The sequence below is a fragment of the Kribbella sp. genome (assembly GCF_035655035.1).
Classification (GTDB): Bacteria; Actinomycetota; Actinomycetes; order Propionibacteriales; family Kribbellaceae; genus Kribbella.
Window position 1 is genome coordinate 1 of record NZ_DASRVN010000241.1, and the last position, 21,390, is coordinate 21,390.

The window sequence follows — 21,390 nt, forward strand, 5'->3', positions numbered from 1 at the left end:
CGATGATGACCGCGGTACGGCGGATGCCCGCGGCCTGCACCTGGGCGGCGATGTCGCCGAGCGTGCCGCGGAGTACGACCTCGTCGTCGCGGGAGGCGCGGGCGACCACCGCGACCGGGCAGTCGGCGCCGTAGTTCGGCACGAGTTCCGCGACGACGCGGTCGATCTGCTGGACGGCGAGGTGTAGCACGATCGTCGCGCGGGCGGCGCCGAGCGTGCCGAGATCCTCGCCGGGCGGCATCGCGCTGGCGCTGCCGCCGACGCGGGTCAGGATGACGGTCTGCCCGACCTCGGGCACGGTCAGTTCCCGGTTGAGCGTGGCGGCCGCGGCGGCGTACGCCGGGACTCCGGGCGTGACGTCGTACGGGATCCGCAAGGCGTCGAGGCGGCGCAGTTGTTCGGCCATCGCGCTGAAGACGGACGGGTCGCCGGAGTGCAGGCGGGCGACGTCGTGGCCGGCAGCGTGGGCGGCGGCGAGTTCGGCGACGATCTCGTCGAGGGTGAGGTTCGCGGTGTCGATCCGGCGGGCGCCGGGCGGGCAGTGGTCGAGGAGATCGACCGGTACCAGCGCACCGGCGTACAGGCAGACCGGGGACGCGGCGATCAGGTCGCGCCCGCGGACTGTGATCAGATCGGCCGCGCCGGGGCCGGCGCCGATGAAGTGGACGGTCATTTGACGACACTCCAGATCGTGACGGGCATGGCGGGGCGCCAGCCGGTCATGGTGCCGATCGGAGAGGCGCGTTGGACGTCGAGGCGTACCAGATCGCCGCCGTACGTCTTGTACCACTGGATGATGAGCGCCTCCGTCTCCAACGTGACGCCGTTCGCGACCAAGCGGCCGCCGGGACGCAGCGCGTTCCAGCAGGCGTCGAACAAGCCCGGGGCGGTAGCACCGCCGCCGATGAAGATCGCGTCCGGTACTTCGAGGCCTTCGAGAGCGGCCGGAGCGGCGCCTTGTACGACGGTGACCGCGGCGCCGAGTGCGGTCGCGTTGCGTTCGAGGCGGTCGGCGCGGGTGGGATCGCGTTCGATCGCGATCGCTCGGTTGGTGTGGTGGTGGCGGGACCACTCGATCGCGATGCTGCCGGCGCCGCCGCCGATGTCCCAGAGGAGCTGTCCTGGTACGGGCGCGAGTCGGGAGAGGGAGACCGCGCGTACTTCGCGTTTGGTGAGTTGGCCGTCGTGCTCGTAGGCGTCGTCGGGCAGGCCGGGGACGGTGGAGAGCACGGGGGCGTCGGGTGGACAGTGGATGGCGATGACGTTGAGGGGGTCTACCTCGTGGGACCAGTCGGATGCTGTTGTGGTGCGGACGCGTTCCGCTGGGCCGTCCAGTTGCTCCAGGACTGTAAAGGCGCTCTTGCCGTAGCCGCGGGCCACTAGTAGCTGTGCGACCTCAGCGGGGGTCTGTGCGGTGCGACTGAGGACGAGGATGCGCCTGTCGGGTTGGAGGTGCGGGTGCAGGCGGTCTACCGGGTTGGTGACCGCGCTGACCACCTGCACCTGGTCCTGCGGCCAGCCGAGCCGCGCACAGGCCAGGGAGACGCTGGAAGGGTGCGGGATCACGTGTACGGCGCCTAGCAGGCGGACCAGCGTCGTACCGATGCCGTGGAAGGTGGGGTCGCCGCTGGCGAGCACGCAAATGCGGCGCCCGTGGTGTTCCTCCAGCAACCGGGGCAGAGCCTCTGAGAGAGGTGACGGCCAAGGTACACGCACAGCGTCAAGGGAGGACGGTGTCAGGGCTAGTTGGCGGGGGCTTCCTAGCAGGACTTCGGCTTGCAGCAGGGCAGCTTGGGCCGGCGAGGTCAGGCCTGCCCAGCCGTCAGGGCCGATGCCGACGACGGTGATGGGGTCAGCCGGCATTGCCCAGGGCCTTTGTGATGGTGATGTGGATGACTACGCGGGCTGGATTGGGGCGGGGCTGCTTGTAGCGCTTGGCATAGCGCGTTTCGGCTTCCTGGACGTGGAGCGGGTCGTCACTGACGACAGCGCGTCCCTCCAGGGTGCTCCAGCGGCGGCCGTCCACCTGTGTCACCGCGACGGACGCCTCGCCCAGCCGGCGGATCGTCCGGGCCTTGTACGACGTACCGGAGCAGATCACCCGCAGCAGGCCGGCCTCGGCGTCAAGGGTGGCGCCTACCGGCGTCGCGTGTACGGTCCCGTCCGCCCGGACCGTGCTCAGCACACACAGGTGCCGCTCGGTCCAGAACCCAACCAGCTGCTCAGTCAACACCCCGCGATCGTAGACAGGCCCGCCCGGCGCTTCGCCGGGCGGGCCCGTGAGCGCTGGACCCCTCAGACCAGCGCCGCTTCGGTCGGCCGAAACCGTCAGCCGATGTCTCGCCGCCGGAACGTCGCGAAACCGGCGATCGTGAGCGCGGCGGCGATCGCGGTCAGCCAGAGCACCGGTGTGACGGAGAAGTCACCGCCGGGCAGCCGCGGCGTGTGACCGTACGGGCTGAGGTTGATCATCCACTGCGGCAGGTTGAAGAGCTCACCGAACTGCCCGATCAGCAGGAACACGCCGTACAGCACCCATCCCCCGGCGACCAGCTTCGGCGCCAGCCCGAACAGGATGACGACCAGCGCGGTCACCAGCCAGATCGCGGGCAGCTGTACGGCGGCTGCAGCCAGCATCCGCGGCACCTGGTGCCCCATGTTGCCGAGCGACGCCCCACTGGAGATACCGGACCCCAGGCCGGCGACGAGAATCAAGACGCCAGTGCCGAGGAGTGCCATGAGCACGTGGCTCGCCAGCCATTGCGCACGCGTCACACCGGTTGCCAGCAGCGGCTCAGCCCGCAGCGCAGTCTCCTCGGACCGCAGCCGCATTGCGGCCTGGATACCGAACGCTGACGCGAGCAGACCCACCATGCCCATCTCAGTGGCCAGGAACGCGTCCGTGATCCCCTGGACGCCACCGAGCTTCTGCACCATCTCCTTGGCGCTGTCGCTGGTGACGAACCCGTCGACGTTGCTGGCGATGTTGCCGACCAGCAGCCCCAGCAGCAGGAACGCGAAACCCCAGCCGTACAAGGCCCCGCGGTGCAGCCGCCACGCCAGCGCGAGAGGTGACCGCAGCGCCGCGGACGCCCGTGCCGGACCAGGACGTGGCCGTACCAGTCCGGCACCGAGATCACGCCGCCGGATCAGTGCGACCGCGGCGACGACCAGTACGCCGAGGAACGCCAACGGGACCAGTAGTACGACGAACCGGTTGCCCGCGAAGGCACGGACCTGCTGCGCCCATCCGATCGGCGACAGCCACGACACCCACCGCGTGCTGCCGTCCGCCGACGAGTCACCGATGGCCCGCAGGACGTACGACACACCGAGCACGACCGCGGTCAGCCCGTTGGCGGCCCGCGCGCTCTCGGTCACCTGTGCCGTCACGGCACCGACCCCGGCGAACGCCAGCCCGGCCGCCGCCCACATCAGCCCGAAAGCGAACGAGCCCGTCGCGTCCAGCCCGCTCCCCATCAGCGCGAGCGCCGTCACCAGGCCGAGGACGATGACCGTCCCGCCCGACAGGATCAGCGCGGACGCGAGCGCGGCGTACCGTCCGAGGACTCCGGCGCTGAGCATCTCGAGGCGGCCGTTCTCCTCCTCGGTCCGGGTGTGCCGGACGACCAGCATCCCGGCCAGCAGGCCGACCAGTACGGCGCCGAACGCGGTCAGCTTGAACAACGAGACCTCCCCGAGCGAGGTCTCGTCGAAGATCCGCCCGTACAGCGAGACCAGGGCCGGCGACGCGTTCGAGGTCCGCGCCGCCGCGACCAGGGCGTGATGGTCGGAGTACAGGCTGATCGACGCCTTGGCCGATCCGGCCGCCGACATCACGAAGACGAGGATCCAGATCGGGATCAGCAACCGGTCGCGGCGCAACGCGAGCCGCACCAGCGTCCCGGTACCGACGAAGTCGTTCATCGGACCGCCGCCCCGGCACCCGCCGGGACCTCCGCCGGTACGTCGTCCTCGTAGTGCCGCAGGAACAGCTCCTCGAGCGTCGGCGGCTGCGCCACCAGGCTCTTGATGCCGCTCGCGGACAGTTGCCGCATCACCGCGTCGAGCTGCGCGGTGTCGACCTCGCAGCGCACCCGGTTGCCCTCGACATCGAGATCGTGCACCCCGGGCAGCTGGGCCAGACCGTTCGGCGACCCGGCCAGCTCGGCGTGGATCGACGTCCTGGTGAGGTGCCGCAGCTCGGACAGCGTGCCGGTCTCGACCACCTTGCCGCGGCGGATGATGCTCACCCGGTCACACAGCGCCTCGACCTCGGAGAGGATGTGGCTCGACAGCAGCACGGTACGGTCGCGCTGCCGCTCGTCCTCGATGCACTGCCGGAACACCTCCTCCATCAGCGGGTCGAGGCCGGAGGTCGGCTCGTCCAGGATCAGCAGCTCGACATCGCTCGCGAGCGCGGCCACCAGCGCGACCTTCTGCCGGTTGCCCTTGGAGTACGTCCGGCCCTTCTTGGTCGGGTCCAGGTCGAACCGGCGGAGCAGCTCGTCACGCTTCTTCTCGTCCAGGCCGCCGCGGAGCCGGCCGAGCAGGTCGATCACCTCGCCGCCGGTCAGGTTCGGCCACAGGTTCACGTCGCCCGGGACGTACGCGAGCCGGCGGTGCAGCCTGGCCGCGTCGTGCCAGGGGTTGCCACCGAGCAGCGAGACATCGCCGGCGTCACCCCGCAGCAGGCCGAGCAGGACGCGGATGGTGGTGGACTTCCCGGCGCCGTTCGGGCCGAGGAATCCGTGCACCTCACCGGTCGTGACCTCCAGGTCGAGGCCGTCGAGGGCGTGCGTACTTCCGTACGACTTGTGCAGTCCGGAGACCACGATGGCTGATGTCATGTTTCACAAGGTACACTTCGTTCAGAAGTTTGTGAATCTTCCTAACAGCTTTCTGACGACGCGGAGGAGATGATGGGGCGGTGAGTGCACAACGGGACGACGACGCCGTCAAGCGGTACACCGAGCAGTTCGGCAACCTCCTGGCGGAGACAGGCTGGCCGCGGATGGCGGGGCGGGTGTTCGCCGCGATCCTCTCCAGCGTCGACGGGCGGATGACGGCCGCCGAGCTGTCCGAGCAGCTGCAGGCCAGCCCCGCCGCGGTCTCCGGGGCGGTCAACTACCTGCTCCAGCTGCGCCTGGCGACCCGCGAGCGCGAGCCGGGCACCCGCCGCGACGTGTACGTCGTCCAGGACGACGCCTGGTACCAGACGATGATGACCGAGGACGTCTCCCTGTCCCGCTGGTCGGCCTCGCTGCGCAAGGTCCTCGACGCGGCCGGCGACGACACCGACGCGCACCGCCGGATCCGGATCTCGCTGGCCTTCATCGACTTCATCAGCGAAGAGGTCAAGGGCCTCAGCGAACGCTGGATCAAACGGAAGGCCGAGCTCGACGCCGAACTCGACGCGGAGTACTAGAGGACAGCTCACGCATCCGGGTGGTCGACCCTGTTCAGCCAGTCCGCGACAAGTGCGCGGTACAGCGCGGAGGTCGGGCCGGGGAGGAAGTGGTCCTCCTGATCCAGGACGGCGTACGTCGCGCGCGGGTAGTCGTCGAGGAGCGGCCAGGCGTCGGCGTACCCGGCTGTGGTGTCCTGCCGGCCGGTGACGATCAAGGTCGGGCGGTCGAAGTGGACCGACGGATCCTCCCGCAGGCTGTACGTCGACACGTCGCGCTGGATCCGGCCGAGGAACTCGAGGTCCGCCAGCTGTTCCGCTGCTTCGTAGTACTTGTGCTGCTGGTCGCGAGCCTCCGACAGGACGAGATGCTCGTCGGTCGGCAGCGTGCGGCGGGAGCGGTCGATGACGACACCCGGTGCCCTGAGCAACAGTCCTAGGACGCGGGACGGGTTCTGCTTGAGGATGCCGCGGGCGTGCAGGGCACCGGCGGAGGTACCTGCGAGAGCGAAGGGTTCGTCACCGGCCACAGAGTTGATCAGCTCGGCAATGGACGACAGCATGCCGTCCTGGTCGGTGATCGAGGGGTCGGCGGGCGATTTCCCGGTGCCGGGTGGGTCTACGTAGATGCGACGCCACCCCGGGTGTTCGGAGAAGATCGGTTCGTGGACGGCGCGGGCCTCGCCGGCGTCACCGCCCCAGCTGGGGAGGAAGAAGATCAGGCGGCCGCTGCCGACGGACTCGTAGTACACACTGCGACCTTAACCAGCGGGGTCGGGGTCATGGAGTCTTTCTGTTCACAGCAGAAGGCGGACGCTCGCCAGACCCGCGCTCGATCAGAGCGCATGGCAGCACGATCCGTTGCGGCGGACGGGTGTCCGTACCGGAGGCCCGGTCGAGCAGCAGCCGCGCGGCGCGGCGGCCGAGCTCGGCGATGTCGGAGGCAACGACCGTGACCGGCGTCGGCAGCATGTCCGCGAGCCGGAAGTCGTCGAACCCGACCACCGCCGGGTCCTGCTCCAGCTCGCCGAGCGCCCGCAGCACGCCCTCGACCAGGAAGTTCGTCGAGGCGAAGATCGCGGTCGGCGGATCCGGCCGCAGCATCGCCTCGCGGGTCGCCTTCTCCGCCTCCTCCGCGGTGCCCTCCGGCAGCTGGATCACCAGCGACTCGTCGACCTCGACGCCGGCCGCCCGGTGCGCGCGGCGGAAGCCGCGCAGACGGCGGCCGATCGTGTAGTACGACGGGGCCAGGATGATCGCGATCCGCTCGTGGCCCTGGCTGAGCAGGTGTTCGGCGGCGATCCGGCCGCCGCCTTCGTTGTCGACCATCACGATGTCGGCCTCGATCCCGGTGGCCGGGCGGTCGACGAACACCACCGGTACGCCGGCACCCTCGAGGAACGCGTGGTCGCCCTGGTCGGGGACGATCATCAGCCCGGCGACCTGGCGGCTGACCAGCTCCTGGATCGCGCGCTTCTCGCCCTCCGGGTCCTCGTCGACGCTGCCCAGCACCACAGCGAACCCGGACTGCCCGGCGATCTCCAGCGACGCCTTCGCGATGCTCGCGTAGAACGGGTTGGTCAGGTCACCGAGGACCAGCGCCAGGCTGGTCGACTTCTTGCCCGGCCGGAGCGCCCGGGCCACCTCGTTGCGCTGGAACCCGAGCTCGTCGATCGCCGCCCGGACACGCTGCGCGGTCTCGTCCCGGACGCCGTGGCCGCCGTTCACGACACGCGACACCGTCCCGAGCCCGACCCCGGCCCGCCGCGCGACATCGATCATCGTCGGCCGAGCGACCTCAGAAGCCATCAGGGACCTCCTCGGCTTGCTTGGAAACGTTTCGGACACGGGGTTGACTTCCTTTTCGGGACACGGCATCGTCACCCAACAGTAAATCGTTGGAAACGTTACCGTCCAGGAGGCCGGATGAGTAGTCCTTCCCCGAGCGGAGCGAGGGAAGCATGAATACAGCTCCAGGCGGAACCACCCGGAAGAAGAGCCGCGGTGGGATGAGTCGCAATGCTGGCTCCGATGTGAAGGCGGCGTACCTGTTCATCGCTCCGGCGGTGATCGGGTTCGGCGTCTTCGTGGGATATCCGCTGATCCGATCGTTCTATCTCGCGCTGACGAAGTTCAACGGGTTGTCGAACCCGGTCTTCATCGGCCTCGGCAACTTCCGGAGGCTGTTCACCACCGACCCGGCCTTCTGGCCGTCGTTGCGGGCGACCGGCTATCTGGTGTTGCTCTATGTCCCGTTGTCGCTGATCCTCGGGCTCGCGCTGGCGATGTTCTGCAACCAGCGGTTCGCCGGCGTCCGGATCGTCCGGACGCTCGCGTACCTGCCGGTGGTGCTGCCCGCGGTCGCGACGATCACGCTCTGGAAGTTCATGCTCGATCCGCAGGTCGGGCTGCTGAACACGATCCTCGACCGCCTCGGCCTGCCGACCAGCCTCTGGCTGCAGAGCTCGAAGATGGCGATGCCGTCCGTGGTACTGGTGATGCTGTGGGGCGTCGGCGGCACCATGATCATCTTCCTGGCCGCGCTGCAGTCGGTGCCGACCGAGCTGTACGAGGCCGCCAAGGTGGACGGCGCCGGCCCGTGGTCGGTGTTCTTCCGGATCACCATGCCGATGATCAGCCCGATCATGCTGCTACAGGTGATCCTGCAGACCACGGCCGCGCTGCAGACGTTCAACCAGCCGAAGATCCTGACCGGCGGCGGTCCTGGGTTCAGTACGAACGTATTGATGCTCGGGATCTACAACAACGGCTTCCCCACCCTCGGCCGGATCCCGCAGCTCGGGTACGCGTCCGCGCAGGTGTGGGTGCTGTTCGTCATCATCATCGCCGTGATCGCCCTGACCGCGAAGTTCTCCTCCATCTGGACGTACAGTGACAGCACTTCCGACTGACGCCCGCCCGGCCACGGCCGCCGACCCGGCCGTCACGCCGGCGAAGAAGAAACCACGCGTGGTCGGTACGACGTCGTGGTACGTCGTCGCGCTGTTCATCTGCGCGGTGATGATCGTCCCGCTGCTGTGGATGATCACGATCGGGCTGAAGAGCCAGACCGCCGTGTTCGACATCCCGCCGAAGCTGCTGCCGCACGAGTTCCACTGGAGCAACTTCATCAAGGGGCCGGAGGCGATCCACTTCCCGCGGCTGTTCCTGAACTCGATGATCATCACGCTGCTGAGCGTGATCGGCGGCGTGATGACCGCGATGATGGCCGGTTACGCGCTGGCCCGGTTGCGGTTCCCGGGTCGCAAGGTGTGGTTCTACCTGTTCGTCGGCAGCATGCTGCTGCCCGGTGTGGTCGGCCTGATCCCGTTGTTCCAGATGTACAAGAGCATCGGCTGGTACGACACCTGGCTGCCGCTGATCGTGCCGGCGTTCCTCGGCGGGAACCCGTTGTTCATCTTCCTGGCCCGGCAGTACTTCCTGGCCATCCCGTACTCGATCGACGAGGCGGCGAAGATCGACGGCGCCGGGCACCTGCGGATCTTCGTCAGCGTGATGCTGCCGCTGACCCGTCCGGCCTGGCTGACGATGGCGATCCTCGCGTTCCAGGCGTCCTGGAACGACTACCTGAATCCGCTGGTCTACCTGTACTCGTCCGGCAAGTGGCCGTTGTCGGTGGGTATGGCGTCGTTCATCTCCCCGTTCGCGGGGAAGACGCCGGACTGGAGTTACTACATGGCCACCAACCTGCTCTACATGCTGCCGCCGCTGATCATCTTCTTCGCCGCGCAGCGCTACTTCATCCAGGGCCTGGGCGCTCTCGGCAGCACGAACCAGAAATGAGGATTGTCGTGAAGAGAATATTGGGCGTCACCGCGCTGGCCTGCGCGGGGTTGCTGGCGGCAACGGCCTGCGGCGGCGGGTCCGGTTCCGGTGGATCGAGCAACGGCCCGGTCACGGTCACCGTGCTGACGTGGGAGTCGGCCGACACCAACGCCGCGATCAAGAAGGCGCTGGAGAACTTCAAGGACAGCAACATCAAGGTCAACCTGCTCGACTCACCGAGCGGTGCGTACGGCGACAAGCTCGCGTCGCTGACGCAGGCGAAGAAGCTGCCGGACCTGTTCTGGTGCGGCAACGACACCGAGCAGCAGTACACGTCGCAGGGCCTGCTGGTGAACTGGGCCGACAAGATCAAGACCGGCGACGGCGACTTCAAGGCGGACAAGTTCGTACCGTCCGCGATCGAGAACTGGAAGACGTCCGACGGCCAGATGGGCGGCCTGCCGTCACTGATGAACACGTACGGCGTCTGGTACAACGCCGACGCGTTCACCGCCGCGGGCCTGCCGCTGCCGAAGGCCGGCTGGACGTGGGACGAGATGTACGCCGATGCCGCGAAGCTCGCGGGCAAGAACGGCGCGAAGTACGGCCTGGTCGCCGACCAGCTGACCAGCGCCGACGGCCCGTTCACGATGAGCATGTACTCCGTGTCCGCCGGCGGGGCGCCGTTCACCGACAACGTGAACCACCCGACGAAGGCCCAGGCCGACGACAAGTACACCGAAGGCGTCCAGAAGCTCGCCGCCGCGATCAAGAACGGGTCGGTCGCGCCGCCCGGGTACGACGCGTCGAACGTGCAGGCGCTGTTCGCGGCCGGCAAGGTGCCGATGACGTTCGGCGGGCAGTGGCTGGCGGCCGGGTTCCAGACCGACAAGCCGAAGATCAAGTACGGGTTCGCGCCGTTCCCGCAGGTGCAGACGCCGACCACCTTGTACGACTCGGTCGGGATCTGCACGCCGCAGTACACGAAGGACCAGGACGCGACGTTCAAGGTGCTCGAGTACATCAACACCAACGTGTGGAATGCGGTACTGCCGGCCTCGCCGGTCGCGCCGCCGGCGTACACGCCCGCGCAGGCGAGCTACTTCGACGCGCTGACCAAGGCGCAGCAGCCGACGGTCGTCGACACGGTCAAGGCGGACCTGGCCGCGGAGAAGACGGTCGGCGTCCGGTTCACCACCCAGTGGGCCAGCCAGGTCGGTGACCTGACCACGGCCAACTACCAGCCCATCCTGAACGGCAAGAAGCCGGTCACCGACCTCCCGAACTACATCGACAAGATCAACGGCCTGATCAAGCAAGGTAGTTAGCTAGTCACACAGCACTCCACAGCGACAACGCGAAGCGGGTTCCACTGTCGGTCCACCATGCGGCCGGGGTGAAGCCCGCTTTGTCGAGTTCGGCTTCTACTCCGGCGCGGTGGAACTTGGCGGAGATCTCGGTGCTGAGCTCTTCACCTTCGGCGAACGTCACCTCGAGATGGATCTCCGGGACCAGCACCTGCATCGCGCGAGTGGCGCGCAGGTGCATCTCGATCCACTCGTTCTCCGGGTCCCAGATCGCCACGTGCTCGAACGCGTCGACGTCGAAGTCCGCGCCGAGCTGCCGGTTGATCACCCGCAGCACGTTCTTGTTGAACTCCGCGGTCACCCCGGCCGCATCGTCGTACGCCGCGACCAGCGTCGCCGGGTCCTTCACCAGATCGGTCCCCAGCAGCAGGAACTCGCCCGGCTCGAGGACCTCGCGGATCGAGCGGTAGAACGTCTCGCGCTCGGCCGGGATCAGGTTGCCGATCGTGCCGCCGAGGAACGCGACCAGCCGCGGCGGGTCGCCCGGCAGCTTGTCGAGATGCGCGGTGAAGTCGCCGACCACACCGTGTACGTCCAGCTCCGGGTAGTCGGCGTTGATCGCGTCGGACGCCTCCCGGAGCGCCGTCTCCGACACGTCCAGCGGTACGAAACTGGTCAGCGTGCCGTGGTCGCGGAGCCCGTCGAGCAGCAGCCGGGTCTTCTCCGAGGACCCGGAGCCGAGCTCGACCAGGGTGTGCGCGTTGGTGAGGGCCGCGATCTCGCCGGCGCGGCCCTGCAGGATCTCCCGCTCGGCGCGGGTCGGGTAGTACTCCGGGAGCCGGGTGATCTGCTCGAACAGCTCACTCCCCCGGGCGTCGTAGAACCACTTGGGCGGCAACCACTTCGGCGTCGCCGACAACCCCGCGCGGACGTCGTCCCGCAGGGCGCGCGCCGCGTAGTCCGGGGTCAGCTGTACGTCGATGAGGGTCACTGGTGTCCTTCCATCGGGGTGACCTGCACTGTTGTGGCGGTGGCCACGAGCAGGGAACGATCGGGTACTGCGGTCCAGCCGGCGTCGCCGAAGGGTTCGGACGCGACGGTGACGGAGTCGGACGTACGGCGTACGTGGAGCGAATGTGTCCACGCGGTCGCGACCAGCTGCTCGCCGTCCGTGAGCAGCACGTTCAACCGGGAGCCGGGCGCGGCCGCCTCGACCTCGAGGACGACCGCGGCGACGGCATCGGCCGGCGGCGCCCCTTCGGACAGGCGGTTGCTGATCAGGGCCCACAGCAGCGCGGAGTCGACCGGCGCGTCGACCCGGAGCAGGTCGGCGACCGGCAGCCGCTCGGCCAGCTTCAGCGTCGACTCCGGCCAGCCGGGGATCCGCCCGTTGTGGCTGAACAGCCAGTCGCCGAGCATGAACGGCGCGACCGCGGCCTGCCCGTACGGCATCTCGACGGTCCCGTTCCGGACGGCCGCGACGACGGCACCGGAGCGGATCGATCCGGCCAGGCCGGGGAGGTTCTCGTCGGTCCAGATCGGCACGTTCCGCCGGTACCGGACCGGGCCGCCGGACACGGCGGCGTCACCTTCGGGGTACCAGCCGAGGCCGAAGCCGTCGGCGTTGACCGTGCCGCCGCCGCGCATGTCCTGCGGCGACCAGCTTTGCTCGTAGAGGGAGTGGGTGGGGTCGAGGACGAGGGACGACAGCGTGACGGGTGGGCCGAGGTAGGCCAGGTGGCGGCACATCAGGCGGGCAGTTCTTCCAGGCGCGGGTCGCGGGCGCAGCGGAAGCCCGCGAAGATCTGGCGGCGGATCGGGTAGTCCCAGTTCCGGAAGGTGCCGCGAGCCACCACCTCGTCGGTGCCGAACGACCCGCCGCGGAGGATCTTGTAGTCGGGCCCGAAGAACACCAGCGAGTACTCGTCGTACGGCCAGGCGCGGAACCCCGGGTACGGGCGGAAGTCGCTCGACGTCCACTCCCAGAGGTCCCCGATCAGCTGCTCGACCCCGAGCGGCGACGCCCCGGCCGGGTACGCGCCGACCGGTGCGGGCGAGAGGTGCCGCTGGCCGAGGTTCGCGTGCTGCGGGCCGGGCGACTCGTCACCCCACGGGAACCGCCGCGTCCGGCCGGACGCCGGGTCGAAGCGCGCCGCGAACTCCCACTCCTCCTCGGTCGGCAGCCGCTTGCCGGCCCACTTCGCGTACGCCTCGGCCTCGTAGAAGCAGACGTGCATCACCGGCTCGTCCAGCGGCAGCCGCTCCCGGTGCCCGAACCGCAGCCGCCACCACTCCCCGCCGTCCTGCGACCAGAACCGCGGCGCGACCACTGAGTTCTTCTGCGTGTACTCCCAGCCGGTCTCCGACCACCACTGCGGATCCTGATATCCGCCACCGAGCACGAAGGCCAGGTAGTCCCCGTTCGTCACCGGCACGGTGTCGATGACGTACGGCGCCACCTGTACGGCGTGCGCCGGCCGCTCGTTGTCCAGCGCCCACGGCTCGATCGACGTACCCATCTCGAACACGCCACCCGGCACGAACACCTCCCGGTGGGCGAGCCGGCGTCCCGGAGGCGGTGCCGGCGCGTCCAGCACCGGTGCGCCCGCCCGCAACTGATGCGTCGCGAGCATCGTCTCGTCGTGCTGCTGCTCGTGCTGCGCGATCATCCCGAACGCGAACGCGTCGTTCACCAACTCACGCCCGCCATCGAACTTCACGTGATCCAGCACGTCCAGCACCTTGTCGCGTACTTCGTTCACATAAGCGCGGGTCTCCGTGGGACCCAGCAGCGGCAACGACGGACGGTCCGCCCGCGGGTGCTGGAACGCGTCGTACAGCTCGTCGATGTCCTGCCGCAGGGGGTCCCGGCCGCCGACGTCGCGGACCAGCCAGAGCTCCTCCTGGTTGCCGACGTGGGCGTAATCCCAGACCAGTGGTGACATCAGCTTGGAATGCTGCTTGACCAGGTCGTCGGTGTCGACCGCGTCGGTCAGCTGCACGGTCCTGGCCCGTGATCGTTCGAGCTGCTCCCCCACGAAGGCGCGCAGGCCCTCGGGCGACAGGTCGGACAGTTGGTGGTTCATGAAGCTCGCCTTTCTCGGGTGGTGTCGACGATGCGCTGCAGCCGGGTCGCGACGGCAGCGGTGAGTTCGGGGTCCGCACCGGTCCGGTCCAGGACCGCGGTACCGAGTGCCACCACGTCGCGCGCGGCACGCAGTACCAACCTGTCCCTGAGGCCCTCCCGGGCCGCCGGGAACCAGCGGCCCGCGGCGGGCTCGGCCGCGGCCAGCACCTCGTCGAGCGGCGCGGACATGAGCGCGGTGAGCAGCAGGGTCGGGGCGATCCACCCGTCCCCCGGCTGCGCGTCGAGGTAGCGCACCTCGAGATACCCGCGCGGCCGGACCGGCGGGAACAGCGTGGACAGGTGGTAGTCGAGGTCGTCGTACGTCGGTCTGTCGCCGGGCAGCGCGCCGTCCGCCCACGCGCCGAAGGTGAGCCCCGTCGGGGCGTCCCAGGTGTCGCCGCGGCGCAGGCACAACACCGGTGCCTCCATCGCGGTCCGCGCCCAGGCAGCCGCCGGGTCGCCGTCGCCGTTGAGTGGCGGCGGCTCGGTGAACGGGGCGCAGGTGCCGAAGGTGGCCTGCGTCCGGGCGGAGGCCCAGCCGGTATCGGAGCCGGCCCGGCGGCGGGAGTTCGCGAACAGTGCGACCAGCGCGGGCCCGAGGTCGTGCAACGCCCGCCAACGCTGAGCGGCCTGGTCCGGCTCGCCGGCGTCGAGGCAGATCTGCAGGCCTGCGGTGCTGCACATCATCCGCGGGCCGTGTGGCCCGAGCCGCTGGAAGGCGTGTTCCATCGCGGCGTACCGCGGGACGGTGAGGATGCGGCGGGGCGCCCGGAACGGGTCCAGGCCGTAGCCGCCCGGAACCAGGTCGGCGTCCAGCAACAAAGAGGTGAGCTCGGCGGCGTCGGCGGCGGTGTCGTCGATCAGCCGTGGGATCGAGTCGGTCGCGGGACCGGAGATCTCCACCTGGCCACCGGGCTCGACGGTGACCAGAGCGCCCCGGCGCAACGGCAGCTGCGGGCTGCCGCGGACCAGGGTCGCGGGGGCGTGCTCGCCCAGGGCCTTGCTCAGTTGTCCGGCGTCGAGCGGCCGGTGCGGATCTTCCGCATGATGCACGGTCCACTCGAGCTCGACGCCGTACAGCCGAGGTGGACCGTGCTTGAAACAGACCATCGCGACGTAACCCTCCGCCTCGGCCCGGGAGCCGATCGGAGTCGTCGCCGGAGAACCACCGGGCGAGGTCACGTCAGCGAACCTAGCTCCGGCTGCGGGGCTGGACAACCGACCAGAGAATTACCGGTAGGTGACGCCTGGGCAGCGAATCGACTCATGCCGACGATGCTCCCCGGCGCCACCGACAGTTTTTCGCGACGGTTCAGGCGGGGACCTTGATCGACCCGCCCCAGTCGTTCTGGTGCCAGCCGTCCTGCGGCGTCCACCACCAGTGGTACAGCGTCCCGGTTCCGCTCTGGGCGAAATACTGGTGCTGGTCGGCGAACGCGAACGCCACCGGATCGGCGTACACCTGACCGCCCAGGTCCTCCCAGGTCACCTTGCTGGTGCCCTGGTCCCACCACCAGTGGTAGAGCGTGTTGCCGGGCCCACGGGCGACCACGTGCTGCTGTGTCGCGGTCTTGAACGCAGACGGTGCCCCGACGAACTTCGCCGGAGCACCTCCCCACTCGACTTGGTGCAGCCCGTCACCGGCGTCCCAGAACCAGTGGTAGAGCTGCCCGTCCGCTGCTTGCGTGTAAACGTGCTGCTGTCCGTTCCAGACGAAGGTGGTGGGATCGGAGTACGCCTCACCGTCCCAGTCGGCGAAGTGTGGTTCGAAATCGCCCAGCTGCCACCACCAGTGGTACAGGTGGTTGTCAGCGCCACGGGCGACCACGTGCAACTGGTTGTCCCACACGTACGTCGACGGCGTACCAACGATCGGTCCGGGCGCCCCGCCCCAGCTGTCGAGGCGCAATTGGCCGTCTGCGGGGTCCCACCACCAGTGCGAGAGGTCCCCGGTCGAGGAGCGCGCAAAGATGTGCTGTTGCCCGGACCAGACCACTGCGGCCGGATCACCGGCCGCATCACCTCCCCAGTCCGCGTAGTGCGGCGCTGACTCACCCTCGATCCACCACCAGTGCAGCAGCGTTCCCTTGGTACTTCGGGCCACTGCGTGCTGCTGGTTCTCCCAGGCGTACCCGGTGGTCTTACCGGCGACAGGGCCTCCGCCAAGGTCGTTACGCTTCAGCCCTGCCGCGCCACTCCAGTCCCAGCGCCCCACGGTGCCGGCCGCGGTCGGGGCGAAGATCACCTCGTGCCCGGCACCACCTGCGTCGTTCCACTGGTACGCCGTTGCTCCCGGGACCACGTCCCCCGCGTGGCCCGCGCCGTACGCCTCGATCTCGTCGATGAAGACACCGGTCTGGTACTTGTTGTGCATCGTCTTGTCGAACGTCACCCGCACCCAACGGGCCTTCGACGGCGCGAAGCCGATGTCGTACCAGATCCGGGATGCTCCGTTGACCGAGCTGACCTGCCCGCGGTTGGTGAAGTTCGTACCGTCCGTACTGGTCGCGACCGTGATCTGGTCGGGCCGGTAGTCCGGGTACTCCTCGTACGCGTGGACGCGCACCGTACCGACCGTCTGCGCCCAGCCGAGGTCGATGGTGACCGCCGGATGCACGCTGTCACCCACATTGGCCAGCTCGTACCCGAACTGCTTACCGTCGCCCCAGTTGTCCCCCAATACCCCGTCGGTCGCCTCGTTACCGGCGTCCGGGAACCGTGTCGACGGTGCAACGCTCTTTGTGTACGTCTTCCCACCCGCAAGGTTCTGCTGCAGCAGCTGATGCCCCGCGACCTCGAGCCCTTGCAGGTCGTACGGCGCTGTGCCGTCCACCGCGATCCGGATGTAGCGCGTCTTGGCGTTGATACCGAGGAAGTCGTCACCACCGGGCTTGGCCAGGTCGTCCGCCGGGTCGTCGGTCCGGTTCGCTGCCTCGGCCCACTTCGTGCCGTCGTACGAGATCTGCACGTGGTACTTGCTGGCCCACGTGGAGCCCCAGTGCAGCTGTACGCCGTCCACCTGTGCCTGACGCCCCAGGTCGATCTGTACTCCGTTGGAGGTGTTGGTCTTCTTGTACGGGAGGCCCTTCACCGGAAGGCCGGCGGCCGCGTCCAGCGTGATGGCACGGATCCGCTGCATGTAGCTCACGTCCGGCGAGTACTTGTCGCTGGCCTGCACCACGGCGTTCGCCAGGTCGTGCGCCAGGCCCGGATTGGTCTTGCCGAGGTGGTTGAGGACCTCCCAGTCTTCCATGCCGTCCCGCAGCGACTCGTACCGCGGTGAGGCCTCGACGGTGTTGTGCACGGTGTCCGGCCGCACGATGTACCCGTCACCCTTGACCGTCTGGTCGCTCATCTTGAACTGCCAGTTGTTGTAGGCCCAGTGCAGGTACCCGGTCGCGCCCTTGCCGTACGCGAGCCACATGGTCTGCCGCTGGTCCCACTCCGGCTGGTCGATGAACCTGTTCAGGTGGTTGCCGGCCGGGATGTTGCAGTTGTAGAACCACAGCGGCTTGCCGGCCTTGCGCTCGTCGTCGAACGGCTTCGGGTTCGCGGTGTACGTGAACAGGTTCGGAATGACGATGTCCTCCACGTGCGCCACCCGCGCGGCCAGATCGTTCACCACCGCGTCGCCGATCTTCACGTCCGGCCAGTACTGCCGCAGCTTGTTCGCGATCCCGAACCAGCCCGGGTCACCGCCGGCGCCCGGTTCGTCGCCGACGTGCATCCAGAACATGCTCGACCAGCCCTTGGCGGCCAGGTGGTCGCGCAGCGCCGGGTAGAACTGCTTGTACCAGTTGTCCGCCTCCGGCGTGTCCCAGTACACGAAGTCCGGGAGCTGACTTCCGGTCTGCTTGGGAGTCACCTCCTGCAGGTACCGCGGGTACTGCGGGTTGTGGGCTGGGTTCTGCGGCCCGGCGCCGGTGAAGCCCTCCAGCCGGTTCACCACGCCCTTGTCCAGGAACCGCTGCACGACCTGGTCGAAACGGTCGAAGTTGAACGTGTAGTTGCCAGCGGCATCGACCTTGCTGCCGCCGTCGGTGAGCAGGTTGACCAGCGGCAGCTGCAGGCTGTTCTGCCGGTACCGCTTCATCGTGTCGGCCCAGTTGTCGATCAGCTGCCACCACTGCGGCGAGTACCGGTCGTGCCCGTAGAACAGCTTGACGGTGTCGCCCTGGCCGAGGTCCCACGAGGTCAGGCCGAGGAAGTTCGTCCACATCACGTTGGTGAACTCGCTCTGGTTGGCCGGCGGGATCACCACGTTCCGGGCGTTCACCCGGATCGGCACGGTCAGGTTGCCGTTCGTCGTCCGGACCGTCGCCTGCCCGAAGTACAGGCCGCCCTTGGCCGTCGCGGGCACGTGCACCCGGACCCAGATCGACTGCGTCTGGTTCGCCGGTACGTCGATACTCGTCTGGTTCAGCAGCCGGTCCGGGAAGTCACCCGGCGCTGTCCGGGTCGTCGGTACGACGAAGTTGTCCGGCTCCCACCCGTTGTACGAGTTGTGGTCCAGGTACTCGTACCCGACCGGGTTGTAGCTGATCTCGCTCGCCGCGATGGCGTCGCCGGCCCCCTGCAGCGCGCTGAAGTCCACGCTGTTCACGGTGAACGCGGCCGGTCCGCGCAGCACGATCTGCGCTGCCTCGTAGTCGTTCTTCGCAGTGTCCAGCCGGATGTCGTCGGCCGCCTCCGCCGACCGCCCGCTGTCCTTGAAGACCGAGTTGTACGACGTCTCGGTCCACATGCCCGGTGTCGCGCCGGCCGCGTGCGCCAATGGCGCCAACCCAGCCGTCGTCACCATCAGTCCACTCGCTACCACTACTCGTGTCCAGCGCATGCGCCAAGCCTTGGTTGCGGCCGCAGGCGCGGCAATCCTTTCGAGCCAGGCTGTATAGACCAATAACCCCCACGCGGGCAGGTGGTGCAGGCGATCAGCTCCGGTCCGGTACGACGACCGGTGCGCCGCCGACCTCAACCACCGTCGCCTTCAACCCGAACACCTCCGCCAGCAAAGCAGCCGTGAGTACGTCGGCCGGACGCCCCTCAGCAGCGATCCTGCCCTCGCCCATCACCACCAGGTGGTCGGCGTACTGCGCTGCCAGCGTCAGGTCGTGCAGCACCGCCACAACGGTCCGCCCTGTCGTGGCTGCTGCGTGTACGACGTTCATCACGTCCACCGCGTGCGCCAGGTCCAGGTACGTCGTCGGCTCGTCCAGCAGCAGGTACTGCGTGCCCTGCGCCAGCACCATCGCGATCCACACGCGCTGGCGTTGACCGCCGGACAGCTGATCAACCGGGCGCTCACGGAGCTCGGTGAGCTCAACCGCGGCCAGGGCCTCGTCGATGGCGGCGTCGTCCTCCGCGGTCAGCCGTCCGAAGAGCCCGCGGTGCGGAGAGCGACCTCTCGACACCAGTTCGGCCGCCGTGATGCCCTCCGGAGTCACAGGACCCTGCGGCAACACACCTAGCTTCCTGGCCAGTTCACGGGCGGGCAGTTGGTGGATGTCCTTGCCGTCCAGCAGCACCCGTCCACTCTGCGGCGTGAGCAGTCTGCTCATACCGCGCAGCAGTGTGGACTTGCCAGAGCCGTTAGGACCCACGACCGCGGTCAGCTGACCGGACGGCACCTCTAACGTCAGCCCGTCCACCACCGGTGCAGCAGCGTCGTACGCGAGGGTCAGGTTCTCGACATGCATTAGCGTCCCTTCTGCTGACGGCCGATGAGGTGCAGCAGGTACGGCGCTCCGCACGCAGCCGTGACCACACCAACGGGTAACTCGTACGGGCCGACCTGCGCCCACTGCAAACCGTTCCGCGCCAGTAGGTCGGCTAGGACGACGAAGAGCGCGCCCAGCATCGCAGTGGTCAGCAAGGGCGGCCTCTCCATCCGGGTGAGCCGCTGCGCGACCTGTGGGGCCACCAGTGCGACGAACGCGATAGGCCCTGCTCCTGCTGTGGCCATAGCGGCCAGCACGGTAGCTATCACCAGCAAGGCCAGCCGGATCCGCGCCACCCGGACGCCGAGCGAGGAGGCCACGTCGTCACCGAGCACCAACGCCGACAGGTCCCGGTTGAACATCATTGCCACCGGCAACAACAGCACGACCGCGATCAGCACTGGGACCGCATCGCTCCAGGCGCGCGAGTTGAGCGAGCCGGCCAGCCAGGCGGCCGCGCGGCCGGCGTCGTTCACGTCGCCGATCACCAGCAGCCAGGCGACGAGCGAATTCGCGGCGGCGGCGATGCCGACACCGATCAGCACCACCTTGCCCGCATCGACCACGCCCCGTTGGACCGACAGCGCGCCGACGATCACCGTCGCCACCAGTCCACCGAGCACCGCCGCCAACGGGATCCCGACCTTCGCGGCAACGCCGGAGATGTTGCCGCCGCCGGTCCCCGCGAGAACGATCACCGCGACGGCGCCGGCGGAGGCGCCCGAGTTCACGCCGACGATGTCCGGGCTGGCCAGCGCATTGCGCGACAACGTCTGCAGCAACGCACCGGACACCGCGAACGCGATCCCCACCAGCAGACCGGTCGCAACCCGCGGCAGACGTAGTTCCAGGACGACCAGCCGGGTCCCGCGACGGCCGCCACCGAGCAGTAGGTCGATCACGTCCGCGAGCGGGAGTTTCGTCGTACCGACACTCAACGACACCAACGCGATCACAACGGCCAGGGCCGCGAATATGACGCTCAGCACGACGGTGCGGGACCTCACAGGGCCACCGCCCGGCGCCGTACGACGAGGACGAACATCGGGGCGCCGACGACGCCGAGCACCACGCCCGCCTGGACCTCGCCGGCGCCGCCGACGAGGCGGCCGACGAGATCCGCGAGTACCAGCGTGGTCGCACCGATCAGGCCCGCGGCCGGGATCAGCCAGGTGTTGCGGGCGCCGAACATCCTGCGCGCGACGTGGCCGGACAGCAGGCCGAGGAATCCGATCGGGCCGCATGCGGCGACGCCCGCGGCGGTCAGGAGGCCGATTGCGCCTAGGCCGACGAGGCGGGCTCGGCGTACCGAGAGTCCTAGTCCCGCGGCGACGTCGTCGCCCAGGGCGAGGAGGTCGAGATCGCGGGCGTTGAACGCGGCCAGGAGCAGGCCGATTGTTGCGAAGGGGAGCACTTGCCCGGCTACGTCGAGACCGCGTCCTGCTACCGAACCGACTGCCCAGAAGCGGTAGCTGTCCAAGGTGTTTGCGTCGAGTAGCACGATTGCTGAGGTCAGGGCGCCGAGGAGCGCCGCCACGGCCGCTCCGGTCAGGGCTAGACCGACTGGGGTGGCGCCGGCTCCGCGGGCGGCCAGCTGCTGCACGGCGAAGGTCGCGATCAACGCGCCGATCAGCGCAGCCCAGACTGTTGAGGACACGGACTCGACCAGTCCCACCTGCAAGCCGAGTACGACCGCGAACGCCGCGCCTGAGCTGACACCGAAGATGCCTGGCTCCGCCAGGGCGTTCCGGGTGTGGCCTTGCATCAGGGTGCCGGCGATCCCTAGACAGAGCCCGATCAGCACGGCAACCACCGTCCGCGGAAGGCGCAGGCTACGGACGATCACATCCGCGTCGGACCCGTTGTCCGCAGCCAAGGCGTGCCACACCGCCCCCAACCCCAACCACCGCGACCCCAACGCCAAACTGGCGCCGAACGCCACCACCAGCACCACGACGAGAGCGAGCAAGGCGCCCGCACGGCGCACGGCCGGACGCCCCGCGCCCGGCTGCGGGCTCGACGGCTGGGTCGGTGGGGGGTGTGCTC

Annotated in this window: 19 protein-coding genes; 4 read left to right on the top strand and 15 right to left on the bottom strand. The window is 68.8% G+C overall.

Annotated features, from left to right (window positions below):
• From cobM to VFF46_RS14005, 5 genes are all read right to left on the bottom strand, one after another.
• On the bottom strand, positions 1 to 673 hold a 673-nt coding region (cobM, locus tag VFF46_RS13985; protein ID WP_325037540.1), incomplete at its 3' end, for a precorrin-4 C(11)-methyltransferase.
• A complete protein-coding gene (gene cbiE / locus VFF46_RS13990; protein ID WP_325037541.1) occupies positions 670 to 1,863 on the bottom strand; it encodes a precorrin-6y C5,15-methyltransferase (decarboxylating) subunit CbiE in 1,194 nt (397 codons plus the stop codon). The genes cobM and cbiE, both read right to left, overlap by 4 nt.
• A complete protein-coding gene (locus tag VFF46_RS13995; protein ID WP_325037542.1) occupies positions 1,853 to 2,233 on the bottom strand; it encodes a TIGR03618 family F420-dependent PPOX class oxidoreductase in 381 nt (126 codons plus the stop codon). The genes cbiE and VFF46_RS13995 overlap by 11 nt, the downstream gene beginning before the upstream one ends.
• 95 nt (positions 2,234 to 2,328) lie before the next feature.
• Positions 2,329 to 3,927 (bottom strand): ABC transporter permease, encoded by a 1,599-nt coding sequence (locus VFF46_RS14000; RefSeq protein WP_325037543.1) that lies wholly within the window; start codon positions 3,925 to 3,927, stop codon positions 2,329 to 2,331.
• Complete coding sequence (locus VFF46_RS14005) at positions 3,924 to 4,850, bottom strand: ABC transporter ATP-binding protein (RefSeq protein WP_325037544.1); 927 nt, start codon at positions 4,848 to 4,850, stop codon at positions 3,924 to 3,926. Before VFF46_RS14005 ends, VFF46_RS14000 begins: the two co-directional genes overlap by 4 nt.
• 80 nt (positions 4,851 to 4,930) lie before the next feature.
• Between VFF46_RS14005 and VFF46_RS14010 the strand changes: the two genes are divergently transcribed.
• Positions 4,931 to 5,428, top strand: coding sequence for a GbsR/MarR family transcriptional regulator (locus tag VFF46_RS14010; protein ID WP_325037545.1), 498 nt, complete (start codon positions 4,931 to 4,933; stop codon positions 5,426 to 5,428).
• 8 nt (positions 5,429 to 5,436) lie between these two features.
• Here the strand turns inward: VFF46_RS14010 and VFF46_RS14015 are convergent, their stop codons facing one another.
• Together VFF46_RS14015 and VFF46_RS14020 are read right to left on the bottom strand one after the other, a co-directional pair.
• Complete coding sequence (locus VFF46_RS14015) at positions 5,437 to 6,159, bottom strand: alpha/beta hydrolase (RefSeq protein ID WP_325037546.1); 723 nt, start codon at positions 6,157 to 6,159, stop codon at positions 5,437 to 5,439.
• A gap of 28 nt (positions 6,160 to 6,187) precedes the next feature.
• Positions 6,188 to 7,216, bottom strand: a complete 1,029-nt coding sequence (locus VFF46_RS14020) for a LacI family DNA-binding transcriptional regulator (RefSeq protein WP_325037547.1) — start codon at positions 7,214 to 7,216, stop codon at positions 6,188 to 6,190.
• A gap of 200 nt (positions 7,217 to 7,416) precedes the next feature.
• Here VFF46_RS14020 and VFF46_RS14025 point away from each other — a divergent pair, with 200 nt between their 5' ends.
• The 3 genes from VFF46_RS14025 to VFF46_RS14035 are packed head-to-tail and all read left to right on the top strand — an operon-like array spanning position 7,417 to position 10,521.
• Positions 7,417 to 8,319 (top strand): sugar ABC transporter permease, encoded by a 903-nt coding sequence (locus tag VFF46_RS14025; RefSeq protein ID WP_325037548.1) that lies wholly within the window; start codon positions 7,417 to 7,419, stop codon positions 8,317 to 8,319.
• Positions 8,300 to 9,211, top strand: a complete 912-nt coding sequence (locus VFF46_RS14030; RefSeq protein ID WP_325037549.1) for a carbohydrate ABC transporter permease — start codon at positions 8,300 to 8,302, stop codon at positions 9,209 to 9,211. Before VFF46_RS14025 ends, VFF46_RS14030 begins: the two co-directional genes overlap by 20 nt.
• An 8-nt stretch (positions 9,212 to 9,219) precedes the next feature.
• On the top strand, positions 9,220 to 10,521 hold the full coding sequence (locus VFF46_RS14035; protein WP_325037550.1) for an ABC transporter substrate-binding protein: 1,302 nt from the start codon (positions 9,220 to 9,222) through the stop codon (positions 10,519 to 10,521).
• Positions 10,522 to 10,525: 4 nt separating this feature from the next.
• Here VFF46_RS14035 and egtD read toward each other — a convergent pair whose 3' ends face one another.
• From egtD to VFF46_RS14075, 8 genes are all read right to left on the bottom strand, one after another.
• Complete coding sequence (gene egtD, locus VFF46_RS14040) at positions 10,526 to 11,491, bottom strand: L-histidine N(alpha)-methyltransferase (RefSeq protein ID WP_325037551.1); 966 nt, start codon at positions 11,489 to 11,491, stop codon at positions 10,526 to 10,528.
• Positions 11,488 to 12,249: an ergothioneine biosynthesis protein EgtC gene (egtC, locus tag VFF46_RS14045; RefSeq protein WP_325037552.1), complete on the bottom strand. Its 762-nt coding sequence runs from the start codon at positions 12,247 to 12,249 to the stop codon at positions 11,488 to 11,490. The genes egtD and egtC overlap by 4 nt, the downstream gene beginning before the upstream one ends.
• Positions 12,249 to 13,586 (bottom strand): ergothioneine biosynthesis protein EgtB, encoded by a 1,338-nt coding sequence (gene egtB / locus VFF46_RS14050; protein WP_325037553.1) that lies wholly within the window; start codon positions 13,584 to 13,586, stop codon positions 12,249 to 12,251. The genes egtC and egtB overlap by 1 nt, the downstream gene beginning before the upstream one ends.
• Positions 13,583 to 14,809 carry a glutamate-cysteine ligase family protein gene (locus VFF46_RS14055; protein WP_325037554.1) on the bottom strand — a complete coding sequence of 409 codons (1,227 nt, stop codon included), beginning with the start codon at positions 14,807 to 14,809 and terminating at the stop codon, positions 13,583 to 13,585. The genes egtB and VFF46_RS14055 overlap by 4 nt, the downstream gene beginning before the upstream one ends.
• 130 nt (positions 14,810 to 14,939) lie before the next feature.
• Positions 14,940 to 18,428 (bottom strand): glycoside hydrolase domain-containing protein, encoded by a 3,489-nt coding sequence (locus VFF46_RS14060; RefSeq protein ID WP_325037555.1) that lies wholly within the window; start codon positions 18,426 to 18,428, stop codon positions 14,940 to 14,942.
• Between the two features lie 130 nt (positions 18,429 to 18,558).
• A complete protein-coding gene (locus VFF46_RS14065) occupies positions 18,559 to 19,323 on the bottom strand; it encodes an ABC transporter ATP-binding protein (RefSeq protein WP_325037556.1) in 765 nt (254 codons plus the stop codon).
• Positions 19,323 to 20,351, bottom strand: coding sequence for a FecCD family ABC transporter permease (locus VFF46_RS14070; RefSeq protein ID WP_325037557.1), 1,029 nt, complete (start codon positions 20,349 to 20,351; stop codon positions 19,323 to 19,325). The genes VFF46_RS14065 and VFF46_RS14070 overlap by 1 nt, the downstream gene beginning before the upstream one ends.
• Positions 20,348 to 21,390, bottom strand: a 1,043-nt coding sequence (locus tag VFF46_RS14075) for an iron ABC transporter permease (RefSeq protein WP_325037558.1), incomplete at its 5' end; no start/stop codon positions are given. The genes VFF46_RS14075 and VFF46_RS14070, both read right to left, overlap by 4 nt.